Origin of the sequence: Corynebacterium sp. ACRPS, from assembly GCF_022346005.1 — a bacterium.
Lineage (GTDB): Bacteria > Actinomycetota > Actinomycetes > Mycobacteriales > Mycobacteriaceae > Corynebacterium.
Genome location: NZ_JAKRMY010000016.1, coordinates 1 through 19161 on the forward strand (window position 1 = coordinate 1; position 19161 = coordinate 19161).

At 59.7% G+C, this 19161-nt stretch carries 18 protein-coding genes; 7 read left to right on the plus strand and 11 right to left on the minus strand.

The window, feature by feature from the left end:
* A partial coding sequence (locus MHX65_RS09450) for a hypothetical protein (RefSeq protein ID WP_239269847.1) occupies positions 1-193 on the plus strand: 193 nt, incomplete at its 5' end.
* Between the two features lie 10 nt (positions 194-203).
* Here the strand turns inward: MHX65_RS09450 and tyrS are convergent.
* Positions 204-1490 carry a tyrosine--tRNA ligase gene (gene tyrS / locus MHX65_RS09455; protein WP_239269848.1) on the minus strand — a complete coding sequence of 429 codons (1287 nt, stop codon included), beginning with the start codon at positions 1488-1490 and terminating at the stop codon, positions 204-206.
* A 54-nt stretch (positions 1491-1544) separates the two neighbouring features.
* Positions 1545-1736, minus strand: coding sequence for a Trm112 family protein (locus MHX65_RS09460; RefSeq protein ID WP_239269849.1), 192 nt, complete (start codon positions 1734-1736; stop codon positions 1545-1547).
* 244 nt (positions 1737-1980) lie between these two features.
* Here MHX65_RS09460 and thiC point away from each other — a divergent pair, with 244 nt between their 5' ends.
* Genes thiC through MHX65_RS09490 form a run of 6 tightly spaced genes read left to right on the plus strand, consistent with a single transcriptional unit; the run spans position 1981 to position 7870 of the window.
* Entirely contained in the window at positions 1981-3912 is a 1932-nt protein-coding gene (thiC, locus tag MHX65_RS09465; RefSeq protein WP_239269850.1) for a phosphomethylpyrimidine synthase ThiC, read from the plus strand.
* The gene (locus MHX65_RS09470) at positions 3902-4576 is read left to right on the plus strand and encodes a thiamine phosphate synthase (protein WP_239269851.1); all 675 of its coding nucleotides are present in this window, start codon (positions 3902-3904) and stop codon (positions 4574-4576) included. Before thiC ends, MHX65_RS09470 begins: the two co-directional genes overlap by 11 nt.
* The gene (gene thiO / locus MHX65_RS09475; protein WP_239269852.1) at positions 4569-5690 is read left to right on the plus strand and encodes a glycine oxidase ThiO; all 1122 of its coding nucleotides are present in this window, start codon (positions 4569-4571) and stop codon (positions 5688-5690) included. The genes MHX65_RS09470 and thiO overlap by 8 nt, the downstream gene beginning before the upstream one ends.
* Positions 5691-5714: 24 nt before the next feature.
* The gene (gene thiS, locus MHX65_RS09480; RefSeq protein WP_239269853.1) at positions 5715-5918 is read left to right on the plus strand and encodes a sulfur carrier protein ThiS; all 204 of its coding nucleotides are present in this window, start codon (positions 5715-5717) and stop codon (positions 5916-5918) included.
* A 9-nt stretch (positions 5919-5927) separates the two neighbouring features.
* The gene (locus tag MHX65_RS09485; protein ID WP_239269854.1) at positions 5928-6710 is read left to right on the plus strand and encodes a thiazole synthase; all 783 of its coding nucleotides are present in this window, start codon (positions 5928-5930) and stop codon (positions 6708-6710) included.
* The gene (locus MHX65_RS09490; protein WP_239269855.1) at positions 6710-7870 is read left to right on the plus strand and encodes a ThiF family adenylyltransferase; all 1161 of its coding nucleotides are present in this window, start codon (positions 6710-6712) and stop codon (positions 7868-7870) included. The genes MHX65_RS09485 and MHX65_RS09490 overlap by 1 nt, the downstream gene beginning before the upstream one ends.
* A gap of 53 nt (positions 7871-7923) precedes the next feature.
* On the opposite strand, the gene argH is transcribed toward MHX65_RS09490, so the two are convergent.
* The 9 genes from argH to pheT all read right to left on the minus strand — a co-directional run bounded on the left by argH (position 7924) and on the right by pheT (position 19150).
* On the minus strand, positions 7924-9363 hold the full coding sequence (gene argH / locus MHX65_RS09495; protein ID WP_239269856.1) for an argininosuccinate lyase: 1440 nt from the start codon (positions 9361-9363) through the stop codon (positions 7924-7926).
* Between the two features lie 6 nt (positions 9364-9369).
* Positions 9370-10590, minus strand: a complete 1221-nt coding sequence (locus MHX65_RS09500) for an argininosuccinate synthase (RefSeq protein ID WP_023017895.1) — start codon at positions 10588-10590, stop codon at positions 9370-9372.
* 78 nt (positions 10591-10668) lie between these two features.
* Complete coding sequence (locus tag MHX65_RS09505; RefSeq protein WP_023026561.1) at positions 10669-11151, minus strand: arginine repressor; 483 nt, start codon at positions 11149-11151, stop codon at positions 10669-10671.
* A gap of 2 nt (positions 11152-11153) precedes the next feature.
* Positions 11154-12074 carry an ornithine carbamoyltransferase gene (gene argF / locus MHX65_RS09510; RefSeq protein ID WP_239269857.1) on the minus strand — a complete coding sequence of 307 codons (921 nt, stop codon included), beginning with the start codon at positions 12072-12074 and terminating at the stop codon, positions 11154-11156.
* Positions 12071-13249 carry an acetylornithine transaminase gene (locus tag MHX65_RS09515; RefSeq protein WP_239269858.1) on the minus strand — a complete coding sequence of 393 codons (1179 nt, stop codon included), beginning with the start codon at positions 13247-13249 and terminating at the stop codon, positions 12071-12073. Before MHX65_RS09515 ends, argF begins: the two co-directional genes overlap by 4 nt.
* Positions 13246-14181 (minus strand): acetylglutamate kinase, encoded by a 936-nt coding sequence (gene argB, locus MHX65_RS09520; RefSeq protein ID WP_023026555.1) that lies wholly within the window; start codon positions 14179-14181, stop codon positions 13246-13248. The genes MHX65_RS09515 and argB overlap by 4 nt, the downstream gene beginning before the upstream one ends.
* Positions 14182-14189: 8 nt before the next feature.
* Positions 14190-15359 (minus strand): bifunctional glutamate N-acetyltransferase/amino-acid acetyltransferase ArgJ, encoded by a 1170-nt coding sequence (gene argJ, locus MHX65_RS09525; protein WP_239269859.1) that lies wholly within the window; start codon positions 15357-15359, stop codon positions 14190-14192.
* A gap of 28 nt (positions 15360-15387) precedes the next feature.
* Positions 15388-16431 (minus strand): N-acetyl-gamma-glutamyl-phosphate reductase, encoded by a 1044-nt coding sequence (gene argC / locus MHX65_RS09530; RefSeq protein ID WP_239269860.1) that lies wholly within the window; start codon positions 16429-16431, stop codon positions 15388-15390.
* A 202-nt stretch (positions 16432-16633) separates the two neighbouring features.
* A complete protein-coding gene (gene pheT / locus MHX65_RS09535; protein WP_239269861.1) occupies positions 16634-19150 on the minus strand; it encodes a phenylalanine--tRNA ligase subunit beta in 2517 nt (838 codons plus the stop codon).
* Between the last annotated feature and the right edge of the window lie 11 nt (positions 19151-19161).

The following is a 19161-nucleotide window of genomic DNA, read 5'->3' on the forward strand; positions in this document are numbered from 1 at the left end:
GGCTCGTACCAACTTACCCAACAACCTGAACCAAGTCAAATCCTCGAACCAAGCCAGTACAAAAAGTCACTCACAAGTAACCAACCGGCTACCCCTCGGCGACTTCGATAAAGTTACACCCAACCCCGAAAAACACACAAATCCCCTGGTAAACACGCAAAACGCGATTACCAAGGGATCAGTTAACAGCTAAGGTGACGCTCTTAGGAAGGATCCACGACCCGTGCCCCGGCGAAGCGCTTCTTGCCCTTACGCAGCACCAGCCACGAACCGTGCAGCAGATCGTTGGAATTCGGCGACCACTCGATGTCCTCGATGCGCTGGTTATTCACGTAGGCGCCACCCTCGCCCACGGTGCGGCGCGCAGCACCCTTTGATTTTTCCAGTCCCGCCTCAACCAACAGATCCAGAATCGTGGCCGCTGGGCCGACCTCGGCAATCTCAGTTTCCTGCAATGCGGAAGACAACGTGGCCTCGTCCAAATCCTGCAGCTCTGCCTTACCAAACAACGCCTGGGAAGCCAGCTCCACTGCTTCGGTGGCCTGCTCGCCGTGCACCAGGGTGGTCATCTCCCGCGCCAATACGCGTTGCGCCTCGCGCTTGTGGGGTTCCTCCTCTACCTTGCGCGCCAGCTCTGCGATCTCCTCCTGGGTGAGGAAGGTAAACCAACGCAGGTAATCGATAACCACCGCGTCGCCAGCATTGATGAAGTACTGGTACCAGGAGTACGGGCTGGTCAGCTGAGGATCCAGCCACAGTTTGCCGCCGCCGGTGGACTTGCCAAACTTATTGCCCTCGGCATCTGTCACCAACGGCACCGTCAGGCCGTGGACCTTCGCACCATTCACGCGACGGTTCAGGTCGACGCCGGAAACGATGTTTCCCCACTGGTCGCCACCGCCAATCTGCAGCACACAGTCGTACTCTTTGTGTAGGTGCACAAAGTCGTTTGCCTGCAGCAGCATGTAGGAAAACTCGGTGTAGGAAATGCCGTCGGATTCCAGGCGGCGCTTGACCGTATCGCGGTCCAGCATGGTATTCAGCGAAAAGTTCTTGCCGATGTCGCGCAGGTATTCAATGACGTTGATCTGGCTAGTCCAGTCCGCGTTGTTCACCATCACTGCTGGGATTGCGGACTCGCCCGCCTCAGTGAAGTCAACGAAGGCCTCAAGTTGGTCCTTGATTGCCTGCATATTCTCTGCGATCTGCTCTTCCGAGAGCATGGATCGCTCTCCGACATCGCGCGGGTCACCGATCATTCCCGTCGCGCCACCGGCCAGCGCGATAGGACGGTGACCGAATTGTTGGAAGCGCTTCAGCATAATCAGCGGCACGAGGTGGCCAGCGTGCAGCGAGCTTCCCGTCGGGTCGAAACCGCAGTACAAGCTGATCGGGCTCTCTGCGGCTTCCTTCAATGCCTCCAGGTCTGTGGACTGGTTGATCAGCCCGCGCCATTGCAGTTCGTCGATAATGTTCGTGGTGTTGCTCATACGTAGGTGTTCCCTTGTTGCCTATTACGTGTTGTCTTTGCAGAGCGCGGGGCTCTACTCGTTCGGAGCTAGTGGGCAGTACTCGCCGGGCCAGTCCTTGGCTTCGTCGACCAGCATGACCGGAATACCATCCTGCACCGGATAGGCCTTGTTCAGCCTTGGGTTCACCAAATAGTCGCCGTGATCCTCCAGCGGCTGCTTGTCGATGGGGCACACGAGGATCTCTAGGAGCTTCTGATCGATCATGCTGCTTAGTCTAACCCGTACCCCAGACAAGCTATTTAGTGACTCCCTGATGTTGCTTACCGATGCTCCCCTCAGGCAACCGACTGCCCCGAAGTTCACCCTCGCGTGGTGTGCGTTACAGTGGAAGACGCAACCGAACACGGGCGCTCGAGGTATCGAGCTGAGATCGCGCTGTATCCCTGCGTGAGTACCGCTAGAACCTGCCTGGTTAGAACCAGCGAAGGAAGAATGAGGAGAGTCAACTATGACGGATACGTCTACCCAGCACACCCGTACCACCATCCCGAACGACGAGTACGGTGCGGAAATCCACCCGAAGCACAGCTTCGCCCCCATCGAAAAGCAGGTGGAGTCCTTCGGCAAGACTTTCACCCTGCAGGTGCCGGAGACCGAGGTTCAGCTGGACGATTCCCCGACCGGGCCGAACGCACCGCAGAAGCTCTACCGCACACGCGGCCCGTGGGCAGAGCCGACCGAGGGGCTAGAAGCTCTGCGCAGCGAGTGGATCGAAGCTCGCGGCGATGTGGAGGCCTACGAGGGGCGTCGACGCAACCTGTTGGACGACGGTAACCGCGCCCTCAAGCGTGGCGAGGCCAGCGACGAGTGGAAGGGTATAAGCCGCGAGACGCTGCGAGCCAAGGAGGGCAAGCGCGTAACCCAGATGCACTACGCCCGCCAGGGCGTTATCACCCCGGAGATGGAATACGTCGCACTGCGCGAGCACTGCGATGTAGAAAAGGTGCGCGAGCAGGTTGCTTCCGGCAAGGCGATCATCCCGAATAACATCAACCACCCGGAGTCCGAGCCGATGATCATCGGCAATGCCTTCAACACGAAGATCAACGCCAATATCGGCAACTCCGCCGTGACCTCCTCCATCCGCGAAGAGGTAGACAAGCTGCGCTGGGCTACGCGCTGGGGCGCAGATACCGTGATGGATCTGTCCACGGGCAACGACATTCACACCACCCGCGAGTGGATCATGCGCAACTCTCCGGTGCCGATCGGTACCGTGCCGATCTACCAGGCACTCGAGAAGGTCGACGGCGTGGCCGAGGATCTGACCTGGGAAATCTTCCGCGATACCGTGATCGAGCAATGCGAGCAGGGCGTGGACTACATGACGCTCCACGCCGGCGTGCGCCTGCCCTTCGTGCCGCTGACCACCAAGCGTGTGACCGGCATTGTCTCCCGCGGCGGTTCCATCATGGCCGGCTGGTGCCTGGCCCACCACAAGGAATCCTTCCTGTACGAGAATTTCGACGAGCTGTGCGAGATCTTCGCCAAGTACGACGTCGCGTTCTCGCTTGGCGATGGCCTGCGCCCCGGCTCCATCGCCGATGCCAACGACGCAGCCCAGTTCGCAGAGCTAAAGACCATCGGTGAGCTGACCCACCGCGCCTGGGAGTACGACGTACAGGTCATGGTCGAAGGCCCAGGCCACGTGCCACTGAACATGGTGCAGGTCAACAACGAAAAGGAGCAGGAATGGTGCGGCGGCGCTCCGTTCTACACCCTGGGACCGCTGGTTACCGACATTGCTCCCGGTTACGACCACATCACTTCCGCCATCGGTGCGGCCAATATCGCCATGGGTGGTACTGCAATGCTGTGCTACGTCACCCCGAAGGAGCACCTGGGCCTACCGAATAAGGACGATGTGAAGACCGGCGTGATTACCTACAAGGTCTCCGCGCACGCGGCGGACGTCGCCAAGGGCCACCCTGGCGCCCACGAATGGGACGATGCGATGAGCAAGGCTCGCTTCGAATTCCGTTGGCACGACCAGTTCGCCCTGTCCCTGGACCCGGATACCGCCCAGTCCTACCACGACGAAACCCTGCCCGCGGAGCCGGCGAAGACCGCCCACTTCTGCTCGATGTGCGGGCCAAAATTCTGCTCCATGCGCATCAGCCAGGATATCCGCGACGCATTCGGCGAGAAGATCGACGAGGCGCTGGCCACCGACCAAGAGCAATCGCTAGTCAAGGACCTCGGCTTGCCTGGCTTCGGCCGCCAGAGCGTGGAGGAAGAGCACTTCACTAATGCCGAAGGCGAAGAAGAAATGGCCGAGGAGTTCCGTCGTGCGGGATCCAAGCTCTACCTAAACCGGGACGAGGCCAAGGAAGTTTCCGCGGACCTGCAGAAGGAAGCAGCGGCGTACAGTGAGCGCTAACCAGCTAGACCTGCGGTGCTACCACGTGACGGGCGCACCGCAGGAGAAGGTCGTGCAGGTTGCCGCAGCGGCAGCAGCCGGTGGCGCGGGCGTGATTCAAGTTCGCAGCAAGCCCATTAGCGTGCGCGATCTGACCGCGCTTGCTATCGACGTGGCGGCGGCGGTCGAGGAAGCCAATCCAGCAACGCGGGTGCTTATCGATGACCGAGTCGACGTGGCCGCCGCGCTGATGGGTAAGCACAACATTCACGGCGTACACATCGGCCAAGACGACCTGGATCCGCGCCTGGCACGGCAGGTTCTTGGCGAGGATGCGATCATCGGGTTGACTACCGGCACCCTCGAGCTCGTGCAGGGTGCTCACGAGTACGCCGATGTGATCGACTACATCGGTGCCGGGCCGTTCCGCCCTACGCCCACGAAATCCTCTGGTCGAGCCCCGCTGGGGTTGGAAGGCTATCCCCCGCTCGTGGCGGCTTCGGCCGTTCCGGTGGTGGCGATTGGAGACGTGCAGGCCGCCGATGCCGAAGCGCTGGCTAAAACCGGTGTGGCTGGTGTTGCGATCGTGCGCGCCTTTATGGATTGCGACGAGCCGGCCGCGCTGGCGACCACGGTTGTCCGAGCTTTCGACCGTGCGAATGCAGCCACAGGTTCTCATGCATAATGCAGAGCACGCCATCATTGGCGCGGGAATCATCGGGCTTACCACCGCATTCGAGCTGGTGGATGCGGGTGTCGACCCACGAGAAATCGTGGTGATCGATCCCCGCCCCATTAGCGGTGCCACGTTCGCGGCCGGCGGAATGCTGGCTCCGGTGGCGGAGGTGCAATACCGGCAAGAGCCGCTGTACCCGCTGATGGTTGCTTCGGGCGATATGTTCCCTGACCTGCTGGCCAGGTTGGCGGCGAAAACCACCGCACCAACCGGGCATCGCAGCGAATCCACCTTGGTGGTGGGCGCCGACCGCGCCGATGGCATGCACATCCGCGAATTGTTGGCGCTACAGCAGAAACACGGCATGGATGCCCACGCGCTGCCACTTCGGCAGGCCCGAAAGCTAGAGCCTGGGCTCAGCCCCCAGCTGGCCGCCGCAGTGGAAATCCCGGGCGATCATCAGATCAACCCGCGCATGTTTAGCGCGTGCCTGTTGGAATTCCTGCAGCACGCTGGGGTTCGCTTCGTAGCTACGGCAGCAACGCGCATCGACGGGCACACTGTGCTGCTTGCCGATGCCCAGCTGGTCACCGCCGACATGATCTACCTCTGCAACGGGCTTGGCGCCAAGGAGGTCGATGGCTGGTTCGAGGGCGCCAATCCCCTAGCGCTACGGCCGGTGTTGGGTGACATGCTAAGGCTGCGGGTACCAGAAGAGCTAGCGCCAATCACCCGGGTCGTGCGCGCATTCGTGGAGGATCGGCCGGTGTATGTCATCCCCCGCACCGACGGCACCATCGCTATCGGTGCCACCAGCCGCGAGGACAACCGCAAGGGCCCATCTGTGGACGGTGTGCACACGCTCCTTCGCGATGCCATCCGCGTGGTTCCAGGACTGGAGGATTGCGAGTTCATCGAGGCTATCGTTGGAGCCCGGCCTGGCACCACCGATGATTTGCCCTACCTGGGCAAGGTTCGCGACGGGCTAGTGGTTTCCACCGGCTACTTCCGCCACGGAATCCTCCTGTCCGCCCTGGGGGCTAAGGTGGGTGCCCAGTTGGGATTGGGCACGTCCCCGGGGATGGATATCTCGGCCTGCCATCCGCTACGCCACGCCCGATAGCCACACAAGAAAGGAATAAGCACCATGGACTACACACTTAATGGCGAGCCCCGCAATAGCGATGGGCCGATCACCGTGGGCACCATCGTAGAAGCAGAGACTGGCGATGCCTCGCCAAAGGGCGTGGCAGTGGCCATCAATGGCGACGTAATCCCCGCCAGCAACTGGTCTCACGAGGTTACCGACGGCGACCAATTGGATATCCTCATCGCCGTACAGGGCGGGTAGGAATCTCCTATGCTTACTATTGCAAATAAACAATTCGATTCGCACCTAGTAATGGGAACCGGCGGGGCCAGCAGCCAGGACATGCTGGAGAAATCCCTGGTGGCCAGCGGTACGCAGCTCACCACCGTCGCCATGCGTCGGCACAGCGCTAAGAGCCCCGGTGACGAGTCCATCTTCGAGCTCTTACAGCGGTTAAGCATTGACGTACTGCCCAATACTGCGGGGTGCCGCACCGCCCGCGATGCCGTGACCACCGCCAAGTTAGCCCGCGAGGCGCTGGGCACCAATTGGGTGAAGGTAGAGGTGATCGCGGATGATCGTACGCTTTTGCCCGACGTTGTAGAGCTCGTGGATGCTTGCGAGATGCTGGTTGCTGAAGGATTCGTGGTGCTGGCATACACGAGCGACGATCCGGTCATCGCCAAGCGGCTAGAAGACGTGGGCGTGGATGCGGTGATGCCTTTGGGCTCGCCGATTGGTACGGGTCTAGGCATCCTGAACCCGCACAATATCGAGCTGATCTGTTCGCGTACCCAGGTTCCCGTGCTGCTGGATGCCGGTGTGGGCACGGCCTCCGATGCTGCACTGGCCATGGAGCTGGGCTGCGATGGCGTGCTTTTAGCCAGTGCCATCAACCGCTGCCAGGATCCCCTGGCGATGGCCTATGCAATGAAATACGCCGTGGAAGGCGGCCGGTTGGCCCGCCAAGCTGGGCGCATTCCGAAAAGACAGCACGCCGTGGCGTCATCATCGTTTGAAGGGTTGGCGAGCTGGGAAGATAAGGTCCTGTAATGAGCCAACTGCCCCGCGAAGAGCTGCACAGAGTGGCCCGCCAGACTCTGTTGCCCGGTTTTGGCATCGCCCAGCAGGAAGCGCTGCACGGCACCCACGTATTCGTCATCGGTGCTGGCGGATTGGGTTGCCCCCTGATGCAGCAACTGGCTGCCGCCGGTGTGGGCGAGATTTCTGTGATCGACGACGACACGGTGGATCTCACCAATATCCACCGCCAGATCTTGTTCGGCGCCCAGGATGTGGGTAGATCCAAGGTGGAGGTCGCCGCCGAAAAGCTCGGACAGCTGCAGCCCGGCATCGTGGTGCATGCGATTCGCGACCGCCTTACCGCCGACAACGCCGTGGATTATCTCCGTGGAGTGGACATCCTGGTGGATGGTTCCGATACGTTTGCCACCAAGTTCCTCGCAGCCGATGCTGCGGAGCTCACAGGTACCCCGCTGGTATGGGGTTCGGTGCTGCGTTTTCGCGGTGACTGCGCAGTGTGGTGGTCTGGACCAGGTGCCGAATCGGGCGTGGGCATGCGCGATCTCTATCCCCTGCAACCCGATTTCGATTCCGTGCCGGATTGCGCCACCGCCGGCGTGCTGGGCGTGACCACCAGCGTGGTCGCGGGCCTGATGTCCACCGAGCTGATCCAGTTCGCCACCGGCATGAACCGCGACCGGGTAGGTCTGTTGAGCATCTACGAGGCCCTGACTTCCTCCATCACTCACTTCCGCGTGCCCCACGACCCAGCACGTGAGCTAACCACACAGCTGCAACAAGACTACGGTGGCGCTGCCTGTGCCGTGCCGGGAGCCGAAGATGCCGCCGCGATGTTCGACGATCTGCGCGAAGGCGCCGTGGCTATCGACGTACGCGAAGCCGGGGAAGCCGCCATTGATGATTTCTTTTTTGACGCCACCGCGAAGCACTACCGCTTACCAACGTCCGAGTGGCAGAAAGATCCAGGGATAGCGCGCTCCCTACTCAATTCCCTGCAGTCCGAGGAGTTCCACGAGGCGTGGGTGTACTGCGCCTCCGGCAAGCGATCGGCCAGCTTCATCTCGGCTTTCGCCGAGGAAGCCGAACAGCGAGGCATTAAGATGCACAACGTTGCAGGTGGCATAAAGAGCCAGCCCGCAACGTCTCATGGAATTCCTTCCTCTCATTGATGAGGGCATTTTTATCTTCCAGATGAGCCAAAGGACCCCTGTCGGTCGCGCTTCTAGTTCTGCGTGCGCACCGGTTCGGTAGCCCACTTGCGCGCTGCGGCGGCATGTTCGCGGACGGTTTCGCGCTGTTCAGCAACGCGGACCCCGGCGGTTCCGCCTTTTGTTTTGCGGGAGGCAACCGCACCGTCGATGGTGAGGACCTCGCGCACCTCTGGGGTCAGCCGCTTGTCAACGCCCTTGAGTTCCTCATCAGTGAGATCCACCAGGTCCACTCCCCGCTCTTCGGCGATGCGTACGCACGCGCCGGAAGCTTCGTGTGCTTCGCGGAAGGGCACGCCTTGGCGAACCATCCACTCTGCTAGGTCGGTGGCCAAGGTGAATCCGCGTGGCGCCAACTCGCGCATCCTGTCCTCATTAAAGGACAAGGTGGACACGAGCCCGGTCATAGACGGCAGCAATAGGTTCAGCTGCGCCACCGAGTCCACAATGGGTTCTTTGTCTTCTTGCAGGTCGCGGTTATAAGCCAGCGGCTGTGCCTTGAGCGTGGATAGCAACCCAGTGAGGTTGCCAATTAGGCGACCAGTCTTGCCGCGGGTAAGTTCCGGGATATCCGGGTTCTTCTTTTGCGGCATGATGGATGAGCCCGTAGACCACGCATCATCCAAGGTAACGTAGCCGTACTCCGGGGTACACCAGTAGATGATCTCTTCTGCCAGCCGGGACATGTCCACTGCGATCTGCGCCAGCACAAAGGCCGTTTCCGAGGCGAAATCGCGAGACGCGGTGCCATCCAGGGAGTTTTCCGCTGCGGAATCGAAGCCGAGTTCCGCGGCGATGGCCTCTGGATCAAGCTGCAGGGAGGAACCTGCGAGTGCACCCGAGCCATACGGGGATACGGCTAGCCGCTTATCCAAGTCCTGCAGGCGCTGAATATCGCGCAGCAGCGGTTGGGCGTGACCCAATAATTCGTGCGCAAGCAAGATGGGCTGTGCGGCCTGGGAGTGCGTTTTGCCCGGCATGATGGCCTCGGGATGCGCGGCGGCTTGATCCGCTAGGGCATCGACAAGCTCGGAGACTTGCAGGGTCGTATCGCGGATGGCATCGCGCACCCACATGCGAAAGAGCGTGGCAACTTGGTCATTGCGGGAACGTCCCGCGCGCAGGCGGCCGCCTACCTCGGGCCCAACGATGTCGATGAGGCCGCGCTCCATGGCGCCGTGCACATCTTCGTCGGTGGGTGCTGGCACAAATTCGCCCGAAGCTACCTTTTCCCCGAGCTCGGTGAGTCCGGAAAGCATGGTGTCGAGGTTGGCATCGGAAAGCAGCCCTGCCTTGTGCAGCACCTTGGCATGCGCCTTCGAGGCGAGTACGTCGTAAGGGGCAAGCACCCAGTCAAAATGGGTGGAAACCGAGAGGGCGAACATCGCTTCGGAAGGGCCGCCGGAGAACCGGCCGCCCCAGAGCGCGCCTTCGTTAGTCTTGTGTGGTTCCATCGGTGCCTATTTTTCTGCGCTGGTGGGGAAACCACCCTCGCGGTCACGCTGGTTGGAAATCTGGGTGGACAAGCCGTGCAACTGGACAAAGCCCTTTGCAGCGGTCTGGTCGAAGGTATCGCCGGTGTCGTAGGTAGCCAAATCGAAGGAGTACAGCGACTGTCCGGAGCGGCGGCCGGTGACGGTCGCGGTACCTGCGTGCAGGCTCAGGCGGATATCGCCAGTGACGTTCTCCTGGGACTCCTCGATGAAGGCATCCAGAGAACGCTTGAGCGGCGAGTGCCACAGGCCGTCGTAAACCTCCTCGGACCACCGTGCATCCGTCAGGCGCTTGTAGCGTGCCAGCTCGCGCTCCACGGTGACATCCTCCAGCGCCTCGTGGGCCTGAATGAGCACCATGGCACCCGGTGCCTCGTAGACCTCGCGGGACTTAATGCCCACCAACCGGTCCTCTACCATGTCCAGGCGGCCGATTCCCTGGGCACCAGCGCGGCGATTGACCTCTTCGATGACCTGCAGCGGGGTCAGCTTCTTGCCATCGACCGCAACTGGAACACCCTTCTCAAAGGAAATGATAATCTCATCTGGAGCATTGCCCAGGCCCGGGTCTTCCGTATATGCGTAGAGATCCTTTGTCGGCGGGTTCCACAAATCCTCCAGGAAGCCGGTTTCTACCGCACGGCCCCACAGGTTCTGGTCGATGGAAAATGGCGAGGCCGCCGATTGCTCAATGGGCAGGTTAATCTCTTCTGCAAAATCGATGGCCTTATCGCGGGTCCATGCATAATCGCGCGCTGGGGCGACGATCTCTAGCGATGGATCCTGGGCGCGGAAGGACACCTCAAAGCGCACCTGGTCATTGCCCTTACCGGTACAACCGTGGGAAACGTGCGTTCCGCCGTGCTCCTGGGCGGCTTTTACCAGGTGCTTGGTAATCAGCGGGCGGGAAATGGCAGATACCAGCGGGTACTGCTTCATGTACATGCCATTCGCCTTAATGGTGGGCACGCAGTATTGCTCCGCAAACTCATCTTTGGCATCGATAACGATGGACTCCACCGCACCGCAATCGAGCGCGCGCTGGCGTACGGACTCCATATCCTCGCCGCCCTGACCCAAGTCAAGGGAGACGGCGACAACGTCGCCGCCGGTCATCTTTGCCAGGTATGGAATGGCTACCGAGGTATCGAGGCCACCGGAATAGGCCAAGACTACGCGTGCAGACATGCTAAGACTCCTTCGTTAATTGAAAAAAATTCGGTTAGTTAAATAATATACGAGCGGTTGCGAGAATGCCACTATTCTTTAAATCTTCTGCGCCTTCAGCCTTTCCGCCAATTCCGCACCGGTAACCCCCTCGCGTGCCAGCACAAAGATGGTGTCATCACCAGCGATGCACCCCACTACATCGTGCAGGCCCACGCGATCGATAAAGCTGGCGAGATATTGCGCCGCGCCCGCTGGCGTGCGCAACATCGCGATATTCATCGAGGAATCGTGGGAGACCACCAATTCATCCAACATGCGTCGCAGCTTTTCGCGCGGTCCGCCTACTTGGTCTTCGAATTGTTCCAGCTCGCCTGCAACCATATAGTACGAACGCCCACCGTCTCGCTTGACCTTCTTAGCGCCCAGCTCATCAAGATCCCGCGACAGCGTGGCCTGCGTGATATCGATGCCTTCTGCCAATAAGAGCTCCGATAATTGCACCTGGCTCGTGACGCGGTTGCGATCCAAGATTTCCAAGATCTTTGCCTGCCGGGCATTTCGAGTGCTCGGGGTGCTCATCGCTAGCGGTTCTCCTTATTAATATCGAGCAGCCACACCAGCAGTGCCTTTTGGGCATGCAGGCGATTTTCCGCTTCATCGAATACTCGGGACTGCGGCCCGTCGATGACCTCTGCTGCCACCTCGTTGCCACGATAGGCCGGCAGGCAGTGCAAGAAAATAGCGTCGTCCTTCGCCTTTGCCATCACGTCTTCGGAGACCTGATAAGGCAAAAACGGCGTGCGCCTGTCCTGCCCATCGTTTTCCTGGCCCATAGACACCCAAGTATCCGTTATGACTACATCGGCGCCGGCTACTTCCGCAACGTCATCGGTAACCGTAACGTTACCGCGCTGCCGTGCGCGCTCGACAAATTCGGGACGAGGCTGGAACCCCTCCGGCGAAATGATGGAAATATCCATGCCAGCGGTAGCAAAGCCAATCATATAAGAATTAGCCATATTATTATTGCCGTCCCCAAGATAGACCGCCTTGCGGCCAGCAAGATCGCCAAAGTTTTCCCGGCAGGTCAGAAGATCGGCCAAGATTTGGCAGGGATGCAGGTCATCAGAAAGAGCATTGACCAACGGAACCGTGGATGTCTCCGCCATCTGTTCCAAGTTGTCGTGGGCATAGGTGCGCCAGACGATGGCCTCCACGTAGCGGGACAAGACCGCGCCCGTATCCTGGTAGGACTCGCCCTTGCCCATCTGCGTGCCCGAAGAATCAACGGTAATGGCGCTGCCACCCATATGCGCAATTCCGGTTTCAAAAGAAAAGCGAGTGCGCGTGGACGTCTTATCAAAGAGGACGGCTACCGTCTTTGGTCCCTCCAGAGGGCGCCGCGCGAACGGATCGGCCTTGAGCTTAACCGCGAGATCGAGGACTTCTTTTTGTTCCTCCGGGCTGAGGTCATCATCGGCTAAGAAATGGCGCAAGCTCATACTAATTCCTCCACAACGGTGCGTAGCTTTTCTAGGGCAGTATCAATTTCCTGCTGGGAAATGACCAATGGCGGAGTAAGGCGCAAAACGTTCTCGCTCGGGGCATTGAGGATTATCCCTTGCTCAAATCCACGCTTGACGGCCTCGCGAGCCACCGGCGCATTTAATACAACACCTAGCATAAGACCGCGGCCGCGCACCTCGCTGACCCCGGAAATCTTTTCTACTTGCTGCGCTACGTGCTCGCCCTTCGCGGAGACCTCATTCAAGAACTTCTCATCAAGTGCATCGAGTACTACATTGGCCGCAGCGCACGCCACGGGGTTTCCGCCAAAGGTGGTCCCGTGGGAACCCGGCTGAAATAAATCCTTGGCGCGACCGCGGGTGATAGTGGCGCCGATAGGCAATCCGGCGCCGAGGCCCTTGGCCATGGTGACGGCATCGGGGGAAATTCCCTCAAACTCGTGCGCAAAGAATTGCCCCGTGCGCCCTGCCCCGGCCTGGACCTCATCGACGATGAGCAAAATACCGTGTTCATCGCATAAATCAGCAACGGCCCGCATAAAACCGGCGGGAGCGGGGATAATTCCGGTCTCACCCTGAATCGGCTCGAAAATGATGGCGGCGGTATCCGCGGCGTCTTGCTCCACTAATTGGCGCAGGTAGTCGATATCGCCGTAAGGATAAAATTCCACGCCACTTGGCAGTGGGCGGAATGCCTTTTGCTTATCGGGCTGCCCAGTCATGGCCAAAGAGCCCATTGTGCGCCCGTGAAAACCATGGTGCGCGGCGAGGATGCGCCGCCTACCGGTGAGCCGCGCGAGCTTGAATGCCGCTTCGTTTGCCTCTGAGCCGGAGTTGCAGAAAAACACGCGCGCGTCGCTATCGCCTACCCGCTCAATGAGCTTTGCCCCAGCGTCGAGCACAGGTTGGGTGGCAAAAAGATTGGAGGTATGCACAAGGGTGCGGCTTTGCTTGGCAACGGCATCTGCTACCTCCGCATTGCCATAGCCCAAGGAATTCACGGCGATGCCGGCCAGCAGGTCAATGTAGGTTTTCCCGTTCTCATCGGTAACGGTAGCCCCCTCCCCGGACACCAAGCCGAGTGGCGGCTCACCGTAGGTATTGGCCAGCGTTTCTGACCATCGGCCGGTTAATTTTTCTTGTGCGCTCATGCGATATCGTCCTTCCTGAACACTGTGCCTTCGGGATAATCGTGCTTTTCGTAATCATCGGGCAGGACCATCGTTCCAATGCCGCCTGGGGTTAAAAGCTCAAGGAGTACGGAATGGCCTATTCGGCCGTCGATGACGTGCGCGGCGGATACCCCGCTCTGCACGGCATTGAGGCAGGACTCCATTTTGGGAATCATGCCGGAGCTCAGGCCGGGAAGCAGCCCAGTAAGCTCATCGCTTTCGATTTTGGAGACTAGGGAGTCTTTATTCGGCCAGTCGGTATAAAGGCCTTCCACGTTGGTCAAGATGACAAGGCGTTCTGCTCCCAATGCGCTCGCTAGCGCACCCGCGGCGCTGTCGGCGTTGATGTTATATACCTCGCCATCGGCTCCTGGCGCGATGGTTGAGACCACCGGGATGCGGCCGGCTTCGATGATGTCATTGACGGCTGCCGGGTTGACCTCCACGATATCGCCCACCATCCCGATATCGGTCGCCTCTCCTTCTACTTCCACAAACCGCTTGGTGGCGCGGAAAAGTCCAGCGTCTTCGCCACTTGTGCCCACGGCGTAGGGCCCGTGCGAGTTGATGAGGTTTACTAGTCCACGGCCGACTTGGCCAAAAAGGACCATGCGCACCACATCCATGATTTCGGGCGAGGTGACGCGGAAACCGCCCTTAAACTCGCCTTCGATGCCGAGCTTATCCAGCATGGAATTGATCTGCGGGCCGCCGCCGTGGACGACAACGGGCTTTGCGCCGATGGTGCGCAGAAACACCATATCCGCCGCAAAGGCTTCCTTGAGTTCCTCATCCACCATGGCGTTGCCGCCATACTTGACGACGACGATTTTATCGCGGAAGTGTTGCAACCACGGCAGGGCTTCAGCCAGCACCGTAGCGCGTTCTTGATTATTCAGTCCGGGAAACATTTCTCCTCCTAGGAGCTATACGCCGAGTTGATCTCAACGTAGGAGTAGGACAGGTCCGTCGTGCGGACAAAGGCCGTACCTTCACCGCCGGTGCCGAGATCCACGCGGACATCGATATCTGCCCCGCTCAAGTCCACATCGCGGGCCCCGGGCGCGCCCGTCGAGTGCTCGCATACCGGCTGGTCATTGAAATAGACGGAGATGTTGTCTGGGTCCATGTCTGCATCCGCCATGCCGACGGCGGCCAGTACCCTGCCCCAGTTGGGATCGGAGCCGAACATGGCGCACTTGAATAAGTTATCCCGGCCCAGGGTGCGAGCGGCATTGAGCGCCTGCTCATCGGAGCCCGTGCCTTCAACGGTGATCTTTACGCGCTTTGTCACTCCCTCAGCATCGGCTTGGAGCTGATCCGCAATATCCGCGCAGACCTCTAGGATTGCTTGGTACAACTCTTCTTCGCTGGGCTGTACGCCGGAGGCCCCGGAGGACATGACAATCACGGTGTCATTGGTAGAGGTTGAACCGTCCACGTCCAAGGTATTAAAAGTCTGTGCGCAAGCCTTTTCCAGCGAGCTTTGGAGGACCGCCGCGTCAGCGACGGCATCGGTAGTAATGCAGACCAACATCGTGGCTAGCGACGGCGCCATCATGCCAACGCCCTTGCCCATAGCGCCCACGGACCATCCATCGCCTGCAAAAGCGGATTCCTTGGGGACGGTATCCGTGGTCATAATGGCTGTGGCGGCATCATTGCCGTGCTGTGGAATCGTACCCACGTGGTGCACGACGTCAGCGATGCCCGCAAGCGCATTCTCCATGGGCAACGGCTCGCCGATAAGCCCGGTAGAACAGATGGCAATATCCTGCACGGCGATATCCGTGCGATGAGATACGGCGTCCACCATTGCGCGCGCATCGGCATCGCCTTGCGCGCCATTGCACGCATTGGCATTGCCGGAGTTGATGACTACGGCGCGCAACTGGCCATCCGCTACCGCCTCGCGGGAGACCTTTACTGGGGAAGCCACCACGCGGTTGCGCGTAAACACCGCCGCCGCATCCGAGCGCGGGCCCTCATTGACGATCAAAGCTAAATCCGATTTTCCGGAAGGCTTGATTCCGGCCTTTACCGCGCCGGCACTGAATCCGGCGGGTCCTGTGATTCCTGGTGTAGTCATCATTTCCTCCTCTGTATTGTGCGCAGCCCTAAGGGGCGACTGCGGCTTGGGGCAATCCCAAAGTTTCTGTCCATCCCAGCGCAAGGTTCATACATTGCACGGCGGCACCGGCGGTACCCTTGCATAAATTGTCTAGCGCCGCGATAATGATGAGGCGGTGGGAATTTTCATCGACGTGGGCTTGGATATGCACCATGTTCGTGCCCACCACGTTCTGGGTTTCCGGTTGTTGGCCTTCTGGCAGCACGAGGCAGAAGGGCTCTTCGGCATAGAATTCCTCAAATGCGGTGCGCACCTGCTGCTTGCCGATGCCCCCTTTCAGCTCCGCCGTAATCGTCGCCAGAATCCCACGGGGCATGGGCGCAAGCACCGGGGTGAAACTCACAGACACCTCATCGTGGGAAAATGGTTGTAGGTTCTGCACGATTTCTGGGGTATGCCGGTGAGTGCCGCCCGGTTTATACGCCTTCACGTTTCCCATGGTCTCCGCGCCCAATTGCGCGACCGACGCCTTCTTTCCCGCGCCGGAGACGCCGGTGATGGCAATCACGGAAAGGGTGGATTCCACTAGCCCTCGCGCAATAGCGGGCAGTGCCCCCAAGGTAATGGCCGTGGGGAAACATCCGGGCACGGCTACCCGGTTTGTGCCTTTAAGGTTTGACCTGTTTTCCGGGATTTCCGGGATACCGTACGGCCACTGCCCCGCATAGTTCCCGCCGTAATAGGCTTTCCAATCGCTTTCCTTACGGAGCCGAAAGTCGGCGGCGCAATCGATGATGGTTACCTCATCGCCCAATTGCTCCGCGATCCGCGCCGAGTGTCCATGCGGCAAGCCCAAGAATACGACGTCATGTCCTGCAAGTTCCTCGGGTGTCGTTTCGGCGATAACGCGCTCTGCCAGTTGCGGCAGGTGCGGCATAATTTCTGCGACGCGCTGGCCCACTTGGGAATTTCCCGTCAAGGAACCAATGCGCAGGTCACCGGAGTGATAGGCAGGGTGGGATAGCAGCAAGCGCAGTATCTCTCCGCCGGCGTATCCTGTGGCCCCTGCCACTGCTACTGAAATCGTCATACCCGGAACTATAGCAAGAAATACGCTCCACTGTATGTTATTCAGTGAATTGGATTACTTTTCGCAGCTCATAAGGAGTGAAAATAATAAACATCTGCATGAAATAGCATAACGGCGAAGACCCAAGACCCGAGTGGCTTATGTGCCACCAAAGTCTGGTTCTTCGCCGTTTAATGCAAAGGGCTGGACTACTGGGTCTGCCCTATGCTCGCATTTCTGCGCCGAAGCGCTGCTTGGCCAATTCGGCGGCTGTAGTGCGGTGCTCGTTGACCTCCTCATCGGTCAAGGTACGGTCTGCAGCGCGGAATTGCAGCTGGAAAGCTAAGGATTTTTTGCCCTCGCCCAATTGCTCACCGCGGAAAATATCGAAGAGGCCGACCGACTCGATGAGGTCGCCTGCTCCCTCTTCTACCGTGGCGCGCACCTTTTCCGCTGGGATATTTTCATCCACCACCAGCGCGATGTCTTGGTGCAAAGCTGGGAATGCAGACAGCACCGGCGCTGGGAAGCGCTCCGTCAACGGCAGCGCCGTGATATTAAGCTCCATCGCACACGTGCGCGGCGGCAAGTTGAGCGCCTCAAGAATCTGGGGGTGCAATTCACCGGCGTAGCCCACGATGTCATCTGTTCCTGGCACCCTGATGGCGGCGCAGCGACCTGGGTGCCACGGCAGGTGTTGCGCGGCTTCGACCTCGATATCAAGGCCCGCGGCGCGGGCAACCAGACGTGCGGATTCGATGGCATCCGCATAAGTGTAATCGCGGCCTTCGCCCCACGGCCCCTCGTGCTCCATCTTGCCGGTTGCAACGGTTGCCACGTGCAAGGGCTGTTCAGGAAGCGTGCGCAGGAGTTCTTCTACCACTTCATCGCCAGGACGCTGCGCAACAGACGGCATGGGCGAAGATTCTGCGCGCTTGAAGGCTACTTGCTGCAGGCCATAGAGGGCTAGATCCTTGCGTCCGCGAGCTACGTTGCGACCCAAAGCCTCAAGCGTTGCGGGGAGCAAGGTCGTGGCCAAGATGGCCTTGTCAGATTCCAAGGGGTTCTGCACGGCGACGGTATTGCGGCGAGCATCGTCAGCCGCAAGGCCCCACAAATCAAAGGTGTCGTTTGCGATAAACGGCGTGGGCAAAACCTCTGCATAGCCCGCATAAGCCAAACCGTGGCCAATGGCGCGGCGGCGCTTTTGCGTTGGGGTCAAACCGCGACCGCCAGCCGGCGTGGGCAGAACGGTGGGGATATCCTCTAGGCCTTCCAGGCGCAGGACCTCCTCAATGAGGTCAACGTCCATGGAAATATCGGTACGCCACGTCGCGGGCGTAACCTGCAGAACCGAATCCGATCCTTCCTCGACCGTGCAGCCCACCTCTTTAAGGCGGGAGATAACGGTCTCGCGGGAGTATTCGACGCCGGCGTATTCGCTCGGTTTTTCGGCACGCAAGCGAATGGCTTGGGGCTCGGCTATCTCTCCGACGAGGGTACGCCCCTTTTCGACCGTTCCGCCCGCAATGGAGTGCAATAGCGCGCACGCAATATCAAGGGCCACCTCAACGAGGGCAGGATCGACGCCGCGCTCAAATCGGCGGGATGCCTCAGAGGACAGCTTGTGGCGGCGAGAGGTACGGGCCACGGTAATGGGATCCCAGATAGCGGATTCGAAGTAGACATCCGTGGTCTGATCAGAAATCTCTGAGTGCGTGCCGCCCATAACACCGGCTAACGATTGGATGCCGTTGTCATCACAGATGACCACGTCTTCACCAGAGAGCTCGCGCGTGACGTGATCGAGGGTCTCAAACTTCTCGCCCTCTTGTGCATTGCGCACCGTGAGATCGCCCGCGATTTCATTGGCATCAAAGGCATGCATCGGGGTGCCCAAAAGCAACATGACGTAGTTGGTCACGTCCGTTGCCACATTGACGCTGCGTTGGCCGCACAGCATGAGTTCGCGCTCCATCCAAAATGGCGTGCGCGCCTGCGGATCGATGCCGCTTACCTTGCGCACGCCAAATCGCTGCGCCTTTGTCTCCTCGCGTAGATCGATGTTGATAAGCGAGCCTTCTGCCTCTGGCACCGCAGAGGTATCGATTCCGGCCACCGCTGGATCATCGGCGACGTCCTTAAACTGCAGATCGAAGGAAGAGGCGATTTCGCGGCTGAGACCACGGGCGGATAGCGCGTATCCGCGGTCTGGGGTGATGTTGACGTCAAAGTCGGTATCGGACAGGCCGATAGCTGGGCGAGCATCTTCGCCAACCATATCCGCGACTTCCTCACCCAGGACGATGATGCCGTTTGCCTGCGTGCCAAGGCCCAGCTCAGCAGCGGAGCACATCATGCCATTGGAGATGTGATCGTAGGTTTCGCGCGCCGCGATTTTGAACCCACCAGGCAGCTCTGCGCCGGGCAGGGAGACTACGACGTAATCGTGCAAGCGGAAGTTACGCGCACCGCAGATAATGCCCTGCAATTCACCGGTGCCATTTGCCTGGCCAACGTTGACCTGGCAGTACCGGATGGGCTTTTTGAACTGCGTGAGCTCTTCGATTTCTACGACCTGGCCAATAACCAATGGGCCAGTAGTCTCGGGGATCGGCTCATATCCTTCGGTTTCAAAGCCCACGCGGACGAAACCGGAGTCCATATCTGCAGCGGACACGCTCCAATTCGGATTGGAGGCGCCAAGGATACGGGTAACCCAGTCTTGGGAAATAAGCATGATGTATCTAT